This is a genomic window from Streptomyces sp. NPDC050619 (assembly GCF_040654815.1).
In the GTDB taxonomy this organism is placed as follows: Bacteria; Actinomycetota; Actinomycetes; order Streptomycetales; family Streptomycetaceae; genus Streptomyces.
Window position 1 is genome coordinate 34,324 of sequence record NZ_JBFAIR010000005.1, and the last position, 15,465, is coordinate 49,788.

At 70.5% G+C, this 15,465-nt stretch carries 15 protein-coding genes; 10 read left to right on the forward strand and 5 right to left on the reverse strand.

The window, feature by feature from the left end; all coding sequences use genetic code 11:
• Positions 1-18: 18 nt before the first annotated feature.
• Positions 19-1,287: a tyrosine--tRNA ligase gene (gene tyrS, locus AB0I77_RS10935; RefSeq protein WP_363282124.1), complete on the forward strand. Its 1,269-nt coding sequence runs from the start codon at positions 19-21 to the stop codon at positions 1,285-1,287.
• 114 nt (positions 1,288-1,401) lie between these two features.
• Here tyrS and AB0I77_RS10940 read toward each other — a convergent pair whose 3' ends face one another.
• Positions 1,402-1,677 (reverse strand): GlsB/YeaQ/YmgE family stress response membrane protein, encoded by a 276-nt coding sequence (locus AB0I77_RS10940; protein WP_363282395.1) that lies wholly within the window; start codon positions 1,675-1,677, stop codon positions 1,402-1,404.
• A 261-nt stretch (positions 1,678-1,938) separates the two neighbouring features.
• Here AB0I77_RS10940 and AB0I77_RS10945 point away from each other — a divergent pair, with 261 nt between their 5' ends.
• Together AB0I77_RS10945 and AB0I77_RS10950 are read left to right on the forward strand one after the other, a co-directional pair.
• A complete protein-coding gene (locus AB0I77_RS10945; protein WP_363282125.1) occupies positions 1,939-2,337 on the forward strand; it encodes a DUF3099 domain-containing protein in 399 nt (132 codons plus the stop codon).
• A 246-nt stretch (positions 2,338-2,583) separates the two neighbouring features.
• Positions 2,584-2,802: a hypothetical protein gene (locus AB0I77_RS10950; RefSeq protein WP_363282126.1), complete on the forward strand. Its 219-nt coding sequence runs from the start codon at positions 2,584-2,586 to the stop codon at positions 2,800-2,802.
• Positions 2,803-2,831: 29 nt separating this feature from the next.
• On the opposite strand, the gene moaA is transcribed toward AB0I77_RS10950, so the two are convergent.
• The 3 genes from moaA to AB0I77_RS10965 all read right to left on the reverse strand — a co-directional run bounded on the left by moaA (position 2,832) and on the right by AB0I77_RS10965 (position 5,962).
• Entirely contained in the window at positions 2,832-3,821 is a 990-nt protein-coding gene (moaA, locus tag AB0I77_RS10955) for a GTP 3',8-cyclase MoaA (protein WP_363282127.1), read from the reverse strand.
• Between the two features lie 165 nt (positions 3,822-3,986).
• Complete coding sequence (locus AB0I77_RS10960) at positions 3,987-5,609, reverse strand: cation acetate symporter (RefSeq protein WP_363282128.1); 1,623 nt, start codon at positions 5,607-5,609, stop codon at positions 3,987-3,989.
• Complete coding sequence (locus AB0I77_RS10965) at positions 5,606-5,962, reverse strand: DUF485 domain-containing protein (RefSeq protein ID WP_363282129.1); 357 nt, start codon at positions 5,960-5,962, stop codon at positions 5,606-5,608. The genes AB0I77_RS10960 and AB0I77_RS10965 overlap by 4 nt, the downstream gene beginning before the upstream one ends.
• 254 nt (positions 5,963-6,216) lie before the next feature.
• On the opposite strand from AB0I77_RS10965, the gene AB0I77_RS10970 reads away from it, so the two are divergent.
• The 7 genes from AB0I77_RS10970 (at position 6,217) to AB0I77_RS11000 (ending at position 14,426) form a co-directional block, all read left to right on the forward strand.
• The gene (locus AB0I77_RS10970) at positions 6,217-7,746 is read left to right on the forward strand and encodes a S8 family serine peptidase (RefSeq protein ID WP_363282130.1); all 1,530 of its coding nucleotides are present in this window, start codon (positions 6,217-6,219) and stop codon (positions 7,744-7,746) included.
• 93 nt (positions 7,747-7,839) lie between these two features.
• Positions 7,840-9,417, forward strand: coding sequence for a S8 family serine peptidase (locus tag AB0I77_RS10975; RefSeq protein ID WP_363282132.1), 1,578 nt, complete (start codon positions 7,840-7,842; stop codon positions 9,415-9,417).
• Between the two features lie 52 nt (positions 9,418-9,469).
• Complete coding sequence (locus AB0I77_RS10980) at positions 9,470-10,858, forward strand: CoA transferase (RefSeq protein ID WP_363282133.1); 1,389 nt, start codon at positions 9,470-9,472, stop codon at positions 10,856-10,858.
• 128 nt (positions 10,859-10,986) lie between these two features.
• Positions 10,987-11,973, forward strand: a complete 987-nt coding sequence (locus tag AB0I77_RS10985) for a CopD family protein (RefSeq protein ID WP_363282134.1) — start codon at positions 10,987-10,989, stop codon at positions 11,971-11,973.
• A 142-nt stretch (positions 11,974-12,115) separates the two neighbouring features.
• The gene (locus AB0I77_RS10990) at positions 12,116-13,111 is read left to right on the forward strand and encodes a DEDDh family exonuclease (protein WP_363282396.1); all 996 of its coding nucleotides are present in this window, start codon (positions 12,116-12,118) and stop codon (positions 13,109-13,111) included.
• Positions 13,112-13,190: 79 nt separating this feature from the next.
• On the forward strand, positions 13,191-13,424 hold the full coding sequence (locus AB0I77_RS10995; protein ID WP_363282135.1) for a hypothetical protein: 234 nt from the start codon (positions 13,191-13,193) through the stop codon (positions 13,422-13,424).
• 204 nt (positions 13,425-13,628) lie between these two features.
• Positions 13,629-14,426, forward strand: coding sequence for an SURF1 family protein (locus tag AB0I77_RS11000; protein ID WP_363282136.1), 798 nt, complete (start codon positions 13,629-13,631; stop codon positions 14,424-14,426).
• Positions 14,427-14,444: 18 nt separating this feature from the next.
• Here the strand turns inward: AB0I77_RS11000 and AB0I77_RS11005 are convergent, their stop codons facing one another.
• Complete coding sequence (locus AB0I77_RS11005) at positions 14,445-15,443, reverse strand: hypothetical protein (protein WP_363282137.1); 999 nt, start codon at positions 15,441-15,443, stop codon at positions 14,445-14,447.
• Positions 15,444-15,465: the final 22 nt, after the last annotated feature.

Consider the following 15,465-nt stretch of genomic DNA (forward strand, 5'->3'; position numbering starts at 1 on the left):
CAAGGAGATACGAGAACCGTGACGGACATCGTCGACGAGCTGAAGTGGCGGGGGCTGTTCGCCCTGTCCACTGACGAGGACGCTTTGCGCAAGGCGCTCGCGGACGGTCCCGTCACGTTCTATTGCGGTTTCGACCCGACGGCGGCCAGTCTGCACGTCGGCCACTTGGTGCAGGTCCTCACCATGAGCCGCCTCCAGCGGGCGGGCCTGCGTCCGCTGGCCCTGGTGGGCGGGGCGACCGGCCAGATCGGCGACCCGCGCCCCACGGCCGAGCGCACGCTGAACGACCCGGAGACGGTCGCGAACTGGGTGAACAGGCTGCGTGCGCAGATCGAGCCGTTCCTGTCCTTCGAGGGCGAGAACGCCGCGGTCATGGTGAACAACCTGGACTGGACGGCCGGCCTGTCGGCCATCGAGTTCCTGCGGGACATCGGCAAGCACTTCCGCGTCAACAAGATGCTGACCAAGGACTCGGTCGCCAGGCGGCTCGAGTCCCAGGAAGGCATCAGCTACACCGAGTTCAGCTACCAGCTGCTCCAGGGCATGGACTTCCTGGAGCTGTACCGCCGGTACGGCTGCACGCTCCAGCAGGGCGGCAGCGACCAGTGGGGCAACCTCACGGCGGGACTGGACCTGATCCACAAGCTGGAGCCCGACGCGGAGGTGCACTGTCTGGCGACGCCGCTGATGGTCAAGGCGGACGGCACCAAGTTCGGCAAGACCGAGGGCGGCGCCGTCTGGCTCGACCCGGAGATGACGACGCCGTACGCGTTCTACCAGTTCTGGCTGAACGTGGACGACCGGGACATCTCGACGTACATGCGCATCCTGTCCTTCCAGTCCCGCGAAGAACTGGAAGAGCTGGAGCGGCAGACCGAGGAGCGCCCCCAGGCCCGTGCAGCGCAGCGCGCGCTGGCGGAGGAGCTGACGACGCTGGTGCACGGCGCCGAGCAGACCGCCGCCGTGATCGCCGCGTCCAAGGCCCTCTTCGGCCAGGGCGAGCTGGCCGATCTGGACGAGAAGACGCTGGCCGCGGCCCTGACCGAGGTGCCGCACATCCAGGTCGCGGAGCTCGCTCCGGCCGTCGACCTGTTCGCCGAGGTCGGCCTGGTGGCCAGCAAGTCGGCCGCGCGCCGCACGGTCAAGGAGGGCGGCGCCTACGTGAACAACGCGAAGGTCGCCGCCGAGGACGCGGTCCCCGCCAAGGAGGATCTGCTGCACGGGCGCTGGCTGGTGCTGCGCCGGGGGAAGAAGAACCTGGCGGCGGTCGAGGTCACGGGCGGCTGAGCGGACGTAGGCACGCCGAAGGGGGCGGTCTCCCATCCCGGGAGGCCGCCCTCTTCGCCCTGACCGCTCTGACCGCTCTGACCGCTCTGACCGCTCTGACCGCTCTGACCGCCCTCAGGCTCGCTGCTTGTCGCTCCGGACCGCCGTGTACGCCATGTCGCCCACGAGGACGATGACGATCGCGGCCCCCAGCTGGAACACGTGCCGCGTCCAGTCGATGCCCGAGGTCGCGTCCACGCCGAACGCGCGGGCCAGGGCGTTGCCGACGATGGCGCCGAGCATGCCGAAGATGGTGGTCAGCCAGAGAGGGCTGTGCTGCTTGCCGGGGATGACCGCCTTCGCGAGCAGACCCAGCACGAATCCCACGATGATCGCCCACAACCAGCCCATGGCTGCCTCCTCGTACGGCTCCGACGTGAGCATTACGCCCAGTGTCGGTTCGTCCACGGTGCGACGCATGCCGGGTACGGCCGTCCGCGCTGTGGCGGTACGCGCCGCGGCCGAGGCCGTTCGTCCAGGTTGGAGGTGCCCCGGTCTCGTAGGCGGCGCAGGCGCGGCGTACCGTGGGAGCTGTCCGGGTCCCGTCCCCGACCGGGGGGCGGATCTGGTACGGGGCGGGGATGGTCCGATGCGGGCGGATGGTGGAATGTGATGCGGAAGCAGCATGCCGACGGCAGCGCCCAGGTGTTCCGGATCACCGGAGCCCGGACGGGCCTCCAGGAGGATGTACGCGGGCGGCAGCGCCGGTACATCATCTCGATGACAATCCGGACGGTGGCCGTGATTCTCGCGGCCACGCTGTGGAACGTCGAACGGCACGTCGCGATCGTCGCCCTGGTGCTCGGCGCGGTCATCCCCTACATCGCCGTGGTGATCGCCAACGCGGGGCGCGAGAACGCACCGTCACTGCCGTCGACGTTCGTCACCGCGCCGACCCGGCCGATGATCACGCCGCCGCTTGCCGAGGACGGCTTCGCGCAACCCGTCCCGGACGACGTCGTGGGCGATCCCGCGCCGGGCGCACGGAGCGAGCCGCGCGACCGGGCGTGATCATGACGCGGCCCCGGTGGGCGCCTCACAACCGGAAGTCACCCCCTCACCAAGCTCAAGAAAAGCTCAGATCAATCATGTTGTTCCGGTGCCAGGCGGCGGGTTACCCGTGACATACTTCGTAGGCGCTCCGCATCCCCCGTCGGAGCGACGGACCGACGCCGGGCAGCTCCCCCCGTGGCTGCTCGGCGTCGCCTTGTTTGCCGACTCTTTCCGCCGCGTTCACCGCGCTTGTGAGACGAACCTGTGAGTGACGAGACCCCGATCTGTTCCGCCAAGGGCTGCCGCGCCGACGCCGAGTGGGTCCTCGCGTGGAACAACCCGAAGATCCACACGCCGGAGCGGCGCAAGACCTGGCTCGCCTGTGAGGAACACCGGGAGCACCTGTCCCAGTTCCTGGGTGTGCGGGGGTTCCTCAAGGACGTCGTGAAGTTCGAGGACTGGGAAGCTCCCGAAGGGGCCTAGCCGTGGCTTAGACGTGGCTTGGCCGTGCCCTAGCCTCCGATCGCGGACATCGGCCGGTCCGGCTGGACGAATGACGGGTCGTCCAGGCCCGCGCCCGCCTTCTTGCCCCACATGGCCAGGCGCCAGATGCGGGCGATCTCCTCGTCGGGTGCGCCGGAGCGCAGGGCCGCGCGCAGGTCGGTCTCCTCCGTCGCGAACAGGCAGGTGCGTATCTGGCCGTCGGCGGTGAGGCGGGTGCGGTCGCAGGCCGCGCAGAACGGGCGGGTGACGGAGGCGATGACGCCGACGCGGTGCGGGCCGCCGTCGACGAGCCAGCGCTCGGCGGGGGCGGAGCCGCGCTCGGTGGAGCCCTCGGGGGTCAGCTCGAAGCGGGTGCGCAGGGAGGCCAGGATGTCTCCCGCCGTGACCATGCCCTCGCGCTTCCAGCCGTGCTGGGCGTCCAGGGGCATCTGCTCGATGAAGCGCAGTTCGTAGTCGTGTTCCACGGCCCAGGCCAGCAGGTCGGGGGCCTCGTCCTCGTTCAGCCCCGGCATCAGGACCGAGTTCACCTTGACCGGGGTCAGGCCCGCGTCGCGGGCGGCTTCCAGGCCGGCGACGACGTCCTTGTGGCGGTCCCGGCGGGTGAGGGTCTTGAAGGCATCCGGGCGGAGGGTGTCGAGGGAGACATTGACGCGGTCCAGGCCGGCCGCCTTCAGGGCCGTCGCCGTGCGCTTGAGGCCGATGCCGTTGGTGGTGAGGGACATCTGGGGGCGCGGCTGGAGCGCGGCGACCCGCTCGACGATGCCGACCAGGCCGGGGCGCAGCAGGGGTTCGCCGCCGGTGAAGCGGACCTCCTCGATGCCGAGGGAGGTCACGGCGATGTCGATCAGGCGAACGATCTCGTCGTCCGTCAGCAGGTCGGGCTTGGCCAGCCACTGCAGGCCTTCCTCGGGCATGCAGTAGGTGCAGCGCAGATTGCACCGGTCGGTCAGCGAGACCCTCAGGTCGGTGGCCACTCGGCCGTAGGTGTCGATGAGCACGTGGGCCCCCTCCCTCGTACGGACCAGACTCTTTACTCTTTCCATCTCCTGCGAGCCTACGTGACGCCACTGACAACAACAGGGCCCGATCCCACCATGCGCGACGCGGCCGCGTCGTGGGGATCTACGACGCGGCCGCGCGGGAGGGCGTACTTCGGGCGCTTGTCAGTGCGCTCCGGTGCCGGTCATGGACCGGACCTCCAGCTCCGCGTACTTGGCGGTGTCCGGCTCCTCCTTGGACAGGTAGGTGCCGACGATGCCGAGCAGGAAGCCGACCGGGATCGAGATGATGCCCGGGTTCTCCAGCGGGAACCAGTGGAAGTCGACGTCCGGGAACATCGAGGTCGCCTTGCCCGAGACGACCGGCGAGAACAGCACCAGGCCGACCGCGCTGACCAGGCCGCCGTAGATCGACCACAGGGCGCCCTGGGTGGTGAACCGCTTCCAGAAGAGGCTGTAGAGGATCGTGGGCAGGTTGGCGGAGGCGGCGACCGCGAAGGCCAGGGCCACCAGGCCGGCGACGTTCAGGTCACGGGCGAGGGCGCCCAGGAGGATGGAGACGGCGCCGATGCCGATGGTCGCGTAACGGGCCGCGCTGATCTCCTCCTTCTCGGTCGCCTGGCCCCGCTTGATGACGTTCGCGTAGATGTCGTGGGCGAACGACGAGGAGGAGGCCAGGGTCAGACCGGCGACGACCGCGAGGATCGTGGCGAAGGCGACCGCCGAGATGGTGGCGAGCAGGATGGCGCCCCAGTTGGAGTCGACGCCGCCCAGGTGCAGGGCGAGCAGGGGGGCGGCCGTATTGCCCGCCGGGTTGGAGTCGGTGATCTCCTTCGGTGTGATGAGCGCGGCGGCGCCGAAGCCGAGGGCGAGGGTCATCAGGTAGAAGGCGCCGATGAGGCCGATGGCCCAGAGAACCGACTTACGGGCGGCCTGCGCGGTGGGGACCGTGTAGAAGCGGATCAGGATGTGCGGCAGGCCCGCGGTGCCGAGGACCAGGGCGATGCCGAGCGAGATGAAGTCCAGCTTGGTGGTGCCGGTGGCGCCGTACTTCAGGCCGGGCTCCAGGAAGGCCGCGCCCTTGCCGCTCTGGTCGGCCGCGCTGCCGAGCAGATCCGAGATGTTGAAGTCGAACTTCAGCAGGACCAGGAAGGTGAGCAACAGGGCGCCGGTCATGAGCAGTACGGCCTTGACCATCTGCACCCAGGTAGTGCCCTTCATGCCGCCGATGGTGACGTACACGATCATCAGGACGCCGACCAGGGCGACGATGCCGATCTTGCCGCTGTCGCTGGTGATGCCGAGCAGCAGCGAGACCAGGACGCCCGCGCCCGCCATCTGCGCCAGCAGGTAGAAGATCGACACGACGATCGTCGACGTGCCGGCCGCCGTGCGGACCGGGCGCTGGCGCATCCGGTAGGCGAGGACGTCGCCCATCGTGTAGCGGCCGGAGTTGCGCAGCGGTTCGGCGACCAGGAGGAGGGCGATGAGCCAGGCGACCAGGAAGCCGATGGAGTAGAGGAAGCCGTCGTAGCCGAAGAGGGCGATGGCGCCGGCGATGCCGAGGAAGGACGCGGCGGACATGTAGTCGCCGGAGACGGCGAGTCCGTTCTGGAAGCCGGTGAACTGCCGTCCGCCCGCGTAGAAGTCGGCGGCGTCCTTGGTCTGCCGGCCCGCCCAGACCGTGATGACCAGGGTCGCGAGGACGAACACGGCGAACAGGCTGATGATCAGCGGCCGGTGCTCGCTCGCCTCGCCGGCGGCCAGGATCGTGTGTGCGGGGCTCATGCGCCGCCCTCCATCTTCGACTTGATCGCCTCGGCCTTGGGGTCGAACTTGGCGGCGGCGACGTGCGAGTACCACCAGGCGATGAGGAACGTGGACAGGAACTGGGCCAGACCGAAGACGAAGGCGATGTTGATGTTGCCGACGACCTTGGTGCCCATGAAGTCGCCGGCGTAGTTCGACAGCAGGACGTACAGCAGGTACCAGACGATGAAGCCGATGGTCAGCGGAAAGGCGAACGAGCGGTAGGAGCGGCGCAGTTCAGCGAACTCCGCGCTCTCCTGCACCTCGGTGAACTCCTCGGGGGAGGGGAGTTTGTGTTGCCCTTTCGAGGGGGGCGGTGCGTCGGTAGCCACGGAGTCTCCTCGCGTTGCGGATGCGGTTGGGCATGGGGATGGAGGCGAGTGTCCTCGCGCTCCCTGTCCAAGGTCACGGCGCCACGCGACGAGCGGTTCAACTCCGCCTGCTTCTTTCCGAAGTCACCTCGGGTAAGTCATTGCTGGCCAGCGACTGCGGGAGATAGCTTCGGGCCTGCACTACTAGTCATGTACCTGCCCGAGCACCATCTGTGCCTCGGGCCGGTTTCGTTTCCGGATGATGTGGAGACCCCATGCCTCATCTGCGTTCCAGACGCCGCCTCGCCCTCGCCGTGCCGGTCGTGCTGTCGCTGACCGCGTCGCTCGGCTTCCTCCCGACGGCCGCGTCGGCCGCCCCGCGCGTCGAAAGCGCCGCGCCCTCCGCGGACGCGCCCAGCCTGGCGTACGTCGTCAACACCAAGCTCGACCACCGCACCATCGAGGCGGTGAAGAAGGCGATCCCCGCGGCCGGCGGCACGGTGGTGACCACGTACGAGAAGATCGGCGTGATCGTCGTCCACTCGTCGAACCCCGACTTCGGCAAGGAGATACGCGCGGTCCGCGGAGTGCAGTCGGCGGGTGCCACGCGCACCACGCCGCTGACCGCCGCCGGGACGACGGACGAGGGCACAGCCCAGGTCCTGTCCAAGGAGCAGGCCGCGAAGGCCGCCGGTGTCTCCGCCGCCACGCCCGGCAGCGAGCCCCTCGAGGCCGACCAGTGGGACCTGCGCGCGATCGGCGCCGACAAGGCCGCGAAGATCAACCCGGGCAGCAGCAAGGTGACCGTCGCCGTGATCGACACCGGCGTCGACGACACCCACCCCGATCTCGCCCCGAACTTCTCCGCCTCCCAGTCGGCCAACTGCGTCGGCGGCATCCCGGACACCAGCGCGGGCGCCTGGCGCCCGTACACCGCGGAGGACTACCACGGCACGCACGTGGCCGGCGAGATCGCCGCCGCGCGCAACGGCATCGGGGTCGCCGGTGTCGCCCCGGGCGTCAAGGTCTCCGGCATCAAGGTGAGCGACCCGGACAACGGCCTCTTCTACCCGGAGAGCGTCGTGTGTGCCTTCGTGTTCGCCGCCGACCACGGTGTCGAGATCACGAACAACAGTTATTACGTTGACCCGTGGCTGTACAACTGCATGGACGATCCAGATCAGAGGGCGATCGTCGACGCGGTCAACAGGGCGCAGCTGTATGCACAGAAGAAGGGCCTGCTCAACGTCGCGTCGGCCGGCAACTCCAACCACGACCTGGACTCCGACTCCCTCGTCGACGACTCCAGCCCGGACGACTCCACGCCGGTCGAGCGGACCGTCGACCCGCACGAGTGCTTCGACGTGCCGACCCAGCTGCCGGGTGTCGTCACGGTCAGCGCGACGGGCGTCAAGAACCTCAAGTCGTACTACTCCTCGTACGGCAAGGGCGTCATCGACGTGGCCGCGCCGGGCGGTGACCGGCTCTACCAGATCCCGGACACCCCGTCGCAGAACGGCCGCATCCTGTCGACCATGCCGAACGGCGAGTACGGCTTCCTCCAAGGCACGTCGATGGCCTCGCCGCACGCCGCGGGTGTCGCCGCGCTGCTGAAGTCGAAGCACCCGTGGGCCAGCGGTTACCAGTTGCAGACCATGCTCAAGGCCCAGGCGGACAGCACCGCTTGCCCGGCGTCGTACGACCAGGACGGCGACGGTACGCAGGACGCGGTGTGCGAGGGCGACAAGCGTGTGAACGGCTTCTACGGGGCAGGCATCGTCAACGCGCTACGCGCGGTGAAGTAGCCCTGTGGCGCAGGGCATTTCGGGCCCGACCGCCCTTTTTGAACTTCCCGCACGGACTGCTCGCCACACGAACGAACTGGAGACACTGACACCATGACAGCGCCTCACCCGCGCTACCGCCGCGCGGTCGCGATCCCGCTCGGAATGGCCATGGCCACGGCCCTGGCGTTCCTGCCCACCTCCACGGCGTCCGCGGCCCCCGCGGCCGACGTGCCCGGCACCCTGGCCGGAGTCACCGGCGCGGTGAACGACCTGCTCGGCTCCGCCACGGCGCAGGACGCCACCGCGCTGAGCTACGTCGTCAACGTCCGCCCCGGGCACGCGCCTTCCGCCCAGATCAAGAAGGCCATCGCCGAGGCCGGCGGCACGATCGTGACGTCGTACGACCAGATCGGCGTGATCGTCGTCCACGCGTCGAACCCGGACTTCGCCAAGACCGTCCGCAAGGTGCCCGGGGTCGACTCGGCCGGCAACACCCGTAACGCTCCGCTGCCCGCGCAGTCGACGACCGACCTGGGCACGCCGAAGGCGCTCAGCGCGACGGAGGTCGCCGCCGCCGAGGCCAAGTCCTCCGCCGGGCAGGATCCCCTGGAGTCCCAGCAGTGGGACCTGCCCGCGATCAAGGCGGACAAGGCGCACGAGAAGTCCCTCGGCAGCAGCAAGGTGACCGTCGGTGTCATCGACACCGGCGTCGACGACACCCACCCCGACATCGCGCCGAACTTCGACCGTGCCGCGTCGGTCAACTGCGTCACGGGCAAGCCGGACACGGCCGACGGGGCGTGGCGGCCGAGCGCGTCGGAGAGCCCGCACGGCACGCACGTGGCCGGTGAGATCGCGGCCGCCAAGAACGGCGTCGGCATGACCGGTGTCGCGCCCGGCGTGAAGGTCTCCGGCATCAAGGTGTCGACCACCGAGGGCTACTTCTACACCGAGGCCGTGGTCTGCGGCTTCATGTGGGCGGCCACGCACGGCGTCGACGTCACCAACAACAGCTATTACACCGACCCCTGGTACTTCAACTGCAAGGCCGACCCGGACCAGAAGGCGCTCGTGGACGCCATCACCCGGGCCACGCGGTACGCGGAGAAGAAGGGCACGGTCAACGTCGCGGCGGCCGGCAACGAGAACTACGACCTCGCCGCCGACGAGATCACCGACCCGGTCTCGCCGAACGACGGGACGCCCTCGGACCGGGTGATCGACCCGTCCAAGTGCTACGACATACCGACCCAGCTGCCGGGTGTCGTGACGGTCGCGGCGACCGGCGCGAAGGGCATCAAGTCGTCCTTCTCCAACCAGGGTCTGGGAGTCATCGACGTCGCGGCGCCCGGCGGCGACTCGACGACCTACCAGAAGCCACAGGCGCCCGCGACGGACGGCCGGATCCTGGGCACACTGCCCGGCGGCAAGTGGGGCTACATGGCCGGTACGTCGATGGCGAGTCCGCACGTCGCGGCCGTCGCCGCCCTGATCAAGTCGACGCACCCGTACGCCTCGCCGAGCACGGTGAAGGCCCTGCTGTACGCCGAGGCAGACGCCACGCCGTGCACGGACCCCTACGACATCAACGGCGACGGCAAGGTCGACGCGGTGTGCGAGGGGTCGAAGAACCGCAACGGCTTCTACGGCTGGGGCATGGTGGACGCACTGGACGCGGTGACCAAGTAGGTCAACACCGCCGACCAGTATCTTGATTCAGTCAATACCGCATAGTGCAGTCATGACTGACATCAAGTTCGCCTGGTCCGCGTTGGGCGGCGATCCCGCCCTTCTCCCTCGTGTGTCGACCGTGGTGCGGGAGGGCGCTCTTCAGGGGCGCCTTCCCGTACGGGAGTTGGCGCGCGCCTGCGTGGGCGCGTGCGCGCTGGCCGCCGCCGAGCTGGGAGCGCGGCGGGCCGGACTGACCGACGTGCCCGCCGTCCGAGTGGACGACGGGTCCGTCGCCACGGCATTCGTCAGTGAACGGCATCTGTTGATCGACGGGCGGGCGCCGGTCACCTTCGCACCGCTGTCCCGGTTCTGGCGGACGGCGGACGGGTGGCTGCGTACCCACGCGAACTATCCCCATCACCGGGCGCGACTGGTGGGCGCGTTGGGCGTACCGGAGGATCCCGCATCGGTGGAGGCGGCACTCGCCGAGCGGTCCGCCCTCGAGGTCGAGGCGGCCGTGTACGCAGCCGGCGGCCTCGCCGTCGCGCTGCGCACGCCCAAGGAGTGGGCCGCGCACGAGCAGGGGGCGGCGGTGGCCGGACGGCCGCTGGTGGAGCGCGGGCGGCTGGATTCCGCGCACGCGCGCGTGCGCGCCCCGCTGGACTGTGACCGTGCCCCTCTGCTGCCCGCCGCCGGACTGCGCGTCCTGGATCTGACCCGGGTCATCGCGGGCCCGGTCGCCACCCGCACGCTCGCCCTGCTGGGCGCGGACGTGCTGCGCGTGGACGCCCCGCGGCTGCCCGAACTCCCCGACCAGCACGCCGACACGGGCTTCGGGAAGCGGTCGACGACCCTCGACCTGGTGGCCGACCGGCGCGCCTTCGAGGAACTGCTCGCGGCGGCGGACGTGGTCGTCACCGGGTACCGGCCGGGCGCCCTGGACCGGTTCGGGTTGTCGCCCGAGGCGCTGGCCGAGCGGCGGCCCGGGGTGGTCGTGGCGCAGTTGTCGGCGTGGGGCGCGTACGGCCCGTGGGCCGAGCGACGCGGTTTCGACAGCCTGGTGCAGGCAGCCACCGGGATCGCCTCGGTCGAGGGGACGGCGCAGCTGCCGGGTGCGCTGCCCGCGCAGGCCCTGGACCACGGGACGGGGTACCTGCTGGCGGCGGCGGTCCTGCGGGCCCTGACCGAGCAGTCGTACGAAGAGGGCAGCCGGTTCGTACGGCTGGCGCTGGCTCGGACGGCGGAGTGGCTGATCAACGGGATCGAGCGTGGCGGCGCGGGCGACTCGGGCGGCGCGGGTGACACGGCGTACGACGAGCCCGGTCCCTGGCTGTCCGAGACGGACAGCGCGCTCGGGCGCCTGCGGTACGCCCTGCCGCCGGTCTCCTTCGCGGGCGGCCCGGTCGACTGGACACGAGCACCAGGGCCTTGGGGGTCGGACTCCGCGCGCTGGATCTGAGTCACGGATCAGGCCGGAAACATACCTATGGGCAGATTGCGCTACCGCCCGCTGGTTTCCTGGACTTGCCCGGTTCCGTGAAGGCCGGTGAAGGCCTTGGGGTGACCTTGACAAGTCCCACACCCGGGATGTCCGACGCGAGCGAGCCCGTACCGCGTCCCGGTCCCGGGCGGGCCGTCGTCGTCCTGGTCCTGGTCCTGGTGGGGCCGGCCGCGCTGATACCGCTGCTCGGGCCGTCCGCCGCGCTGCACGACACCGGGGAGGCCGCCCCGCCCGGCGCCGGCGTCATCGCCCTGCTGCGCGCGGCGCTGTTCGCGGCGCTGTGCGTCCCGGTGGGCGAGCTGTTCGTGCGCCGGCTGGCCCGTTCCGTGCCCGGCGCTCCCCCGGCCGCGCCCCGCGGTTGGGCTCCGTACGCGGCCACCGCCGGATTCGTCGCCGCCCTCGGGCTCGCTTCGATCGTGGCGACCGGCAATCTGGTGCCGGGCAGCGTCGCCGAGATCGACGTCGGCGGCCTCTCCGAGTCCCGCGAGGGCAAACTCGCGCTGCTGGAGGTCAACGCGTTCCTCGCGGCCGGTCTGTGCGCCCTCTCACGCCGTCCGGCCACTCAGTTGTGGCCCCTGGCCGCGGTGATCGTGGCGGAAGCCCTGCGGGCGCATCCCGCGACCGAGCCCGGCGCGCTGCTCGGCTCCGGGCTGACGCTGGTTCACCTGACGTGCGCGGCACTGTGGACGGGCGGCCTCCTCCACGCGCTGCGCACGCTGCGGCACTGGGGCCGCGCGGAGGCGGGCGTGGCCCTGCTCGGGCTCTACGCGCGCGTGGCGGCCGTTCTGTTCGCCGCCATCACCGCGACCGGGGTGTGGAGTTCGCTGCGCCGCATGCCCTCGGACACGGTCCTGGAACAGCTGACGACGACGGCGTACGGGCGGGTCCTGCTCGCCAAGGTGCTCCTCGTGGCCGCTGTCGCCGCGCTGGCCCTGTGGGCACGGATCCGGCTCTGCCGGGCGGCCGACCCGCTGACCGCCTGCTCCCCCGCACGGGCGGAGGTCCTCGCGCTGGGAGTGGTGGTCGCGGCGTCGGGACTGCTGACCGCGCTGCCGCTGCCGATCCGCTGGTGAGAGCGTCCCGAGCCCGAACCCCGCACCGGCCGAGGGAACTTCGGCGGGGAGAACTTCAAAGAGTGACTTCAAGGCCGCCTTCAAGGGCTACTTCAAGGGTGCAGGACGGGACTGTCAGTCGCGGCCCGTATCCTCAATGACCATGCTCGAAGACCTCGCGACCGCAGCGTCCTCCCCCACCGCGTGGCCGGCCGCGTATCCCCAGGGATACGCGGTCGTTGACGTGGAGACCACGGGCCTGGCCCGGGACGACCGGATAATCTCCGCGGGCGTGTACCGACTTGACGCGCGCGGCGAGGTCGAGGACCACTGGTACACGCTGGTCAACCCGGAGCGGGACCCGGGCCCGGTGTGGATCCACGGTCTGACGAGCGACGTACTGGAAGGCGCGCCCCTCTTCAAGGACATCGCCGAGGAGTTCTCGGCCCGCCTGGAGGGCCGCGTGCTCGTCGCGCACAACGCGGTCTTCGACTGGCAGATGATCGCCCGGGAGTACGCGCGCGCGGAGTGCGAGGCGCCCGTGCGGCAGCGGCTGTGCACCATCGCGCTCTCCAAGGAGTTGGGCCTGCCGCTGCCCAACCACAAGCTGGAGACCCTGGCGGCGCACTTCGGCGTCGTACAGCAGCGGGCACACCACGCGCTGGACGACGCGCGCGTGCTCGCGGAGGCGTTCCGGCCGAGTCTGCGGGCCGCGGCGGCGGAGGGCGTACGGCTGCCGCTGCACGAGTGCCGGCCGCTGACCGAGTGGACGGACCAGGCCGCCACGCCCCGGATCGGACAGCAGTCGGGCGGCTACGGCAGCTATCGGGCGACCAACTGGCGCCCCTCCCGCAGAAGGCCCGCGTGCCCTTATCCCAACCCGGGGCGGTACGAAGAGGGCAGACAACTCAAACAGGGCATGCGCGTCGCGTTCTCCGGGGACACGTCCGTCGAGCGCGACCTGCTGGAGGACCGCGCGGTCGAAGCCGGCCTGCATGTCGCCACCAGCATCTCCCGGCTGACCAGCCTGCTCGTCACCAACGACCCGGAATCGGGCACCTCGAAGGTGGTCAAGGCCCGGCAGTTCGGGACGCCGGTCGTCGACGAGGCGGCGTTCGGGCAGCTCCTCGGGGACGTGGAGCCGGCGTCGGAGGGCTGAACGTACGGACGGGTGATTGCCGGGCGACTCGCCCGGCAGCGCCTCGCCCGCACCGGGCCGACGGCCCACCCTGTGGCGCATGGCGACCTGCGAAGTATGTGGCAACAACTACGGAATGACCTTCGAGGTGCACGCGCAGGGCGCGGTGCACGTCTTCGACTGCTTCTCGTGCGCGATCCACCGCATGGCACCGATCTGCGAGCACTGCCGGGTGCAGATCATCGGCCAGGGCGTCGAGGTCGAGGGCCACTGGTACTGCGGCGCGCACTGCGCCCGCGCGGAGGGGCAGGTGGGGATCGTCGACAAGGTGTGAGCCGAACCGTGACCACGGAGGCCAACCGCTCGTTGCACTTGGTGCCGCGACAGCACAACCATTGGTCCCCGTCGACGCGGGGGTGATCCGCGGTAGACCCCACGCCCGTACAACTCGGCTGTGTGCTCCCCGCCGCTGCGGGGGTTTGGCCCTCGGCAGGACCCTCCCGCCGAGGGCCGGTTCAGTGAGAGGTACCGTCGTGGGGTGTACCGCTTCCTGTTGTCCCGGCAGTGGGTGATCCTCACGCTGGTCGCCCTCCTTCTCATCCCCACGATGATCAGGCTGGGCATCTGGCAGATGCATCGCTACGAGCTGCGCACCGCCCGGAACCAGCTGGTCACCGAGGCGCTGACGGCCAAGCCGGTACCGGTGGAGACGCTGACCTCCCCCGGAAACACCGTCACCAACACCGAGCGGTACCGCACCGTGACCGCGAAGGGCCGTTTCGACACCGCCGACGAGGTCGTCGTCCGCCGCCGCACCAACTCCGACGACGAGGTCGGCTACCACGTCCTGACCCCGTTCGTCCTGACGGACGGCAAGGTGCTGCTGGTCAACCGGGGCTGGATCGCCTCGGACGGCCCGAGCCAGACCGCGTTCCCCAAGATCCCCGCCCCGCCCCGCGGCGAGATCACCGTCTCCGGGCGGCTCATGCCCGACGAGACGACCGCAGCGAGCGGCATCAAGAACCTCAAGGGACTGCCGGACCGGCAGGTCATGCTGATCAACAGTGCGCAGGAGGCGCGGCGCCTGGACGCCCGGGTGCTCGGCGGCTACATCGCGCAGACGGCGCCCGAGCCGAAGGGCGACGTCCCGGAGCTGGTCGGCAACGATCCCGGCAGTGAGGACGCGGCGCTGAACTACGCGTATGCCATCCAGTGGTGGCTGTTCTCCGCGGCCGTCCCGGTCGGCTGGGTGGTCCTGGTCCGGCGGGAGCTCCGCGACCGGAGGGCCGCGGCTGCCGAGAAGGAAACGTCTCAGAACGAACCGGCGACCGTGTAACCGTGTAGCGGCGCCCCCTCAGGTCCACCGGCCGCTCGGGCGGTCGCTCCGGCCGCTCCAGTAGCGGAAGGTGCGCTCCGGCTCGGGCAGGAGGTCCCAGGGGCGGGGCGTCATGTGGCGGCCGATGCGCCCGAAGACGGGGGCGGCCTCAACCGGGCGGTAGGCCTGGATCAGGGCGTAGGCGAGGACGTTGAGGTCGAGGAGTGCCTCGGCGTGCGGCGCGGTGCCGGCGTGGAACCAGCCGCTCAGAGCCGCGTCGATCTCGTCGGCGGCCCGCGGCTCGTTCCAGTGGCCGCGCGCCCCGACGTTCGTCTGCCCCAGGCGCCCGACGTTCGTCTGCCCCAGGCGGTGGGCGACGAGTTCCACGCGAGCCGCCACGGGCAGCAGGGCAAGAGGTGACCCGTGCGGCGCCCGGTCGGCGCCCTGCAGGGCGAAGTCCATCATGTCGGCGAGCGTTCCGTGCCCGCGCGGGGACAGGTAGCGCAGCAGGTCGTGGTAGGCGGTTCGGTTGCCCGGGGCGCGGGTGACGGCCTCGGTCCACACGGGCACGGCCTCCCCGACCGGCACGGCGAAGGAACGCATGAGTTCCAGAAGCGCCAGCCACGGGGTCGGGTCCTCGGGACAGGCGTCAGCGGCACGCAGACACGCCTGCTCGGCCCGCCGCGCCGCCGCCCGCCCCTGGGCCGCGGCGCGGACCGACTGGACGAAGGCGCGCAGCACCAGAGCGTCTCCGTCGCCGGGCCGGTCGGCGGCCCACCGTTCACAGACGGCGACCGGCAGCTGCCGTGCCAGTACGGAGACCCGGTGCACCCGGCGGTCCCAGTCTCGGCCCGTGGTGCGCAGCAGTGCGGCGGCCGGCTCCCACTGGGGGCGGCTGCGGCCCCCGCCGAGGCCGTGGAGCTGTGGTGCGGGGCGGAGTTCGGTGAGGGTCGAGTGCAGTGCGTGATCGTCGAGTTCGGGGCGGATCAACAGGGCGGTACGGCGTCTGAGCATCTCGTTCTCACGGCTCGGTCTCACGGCTCGGTCTCACGGCTCATTC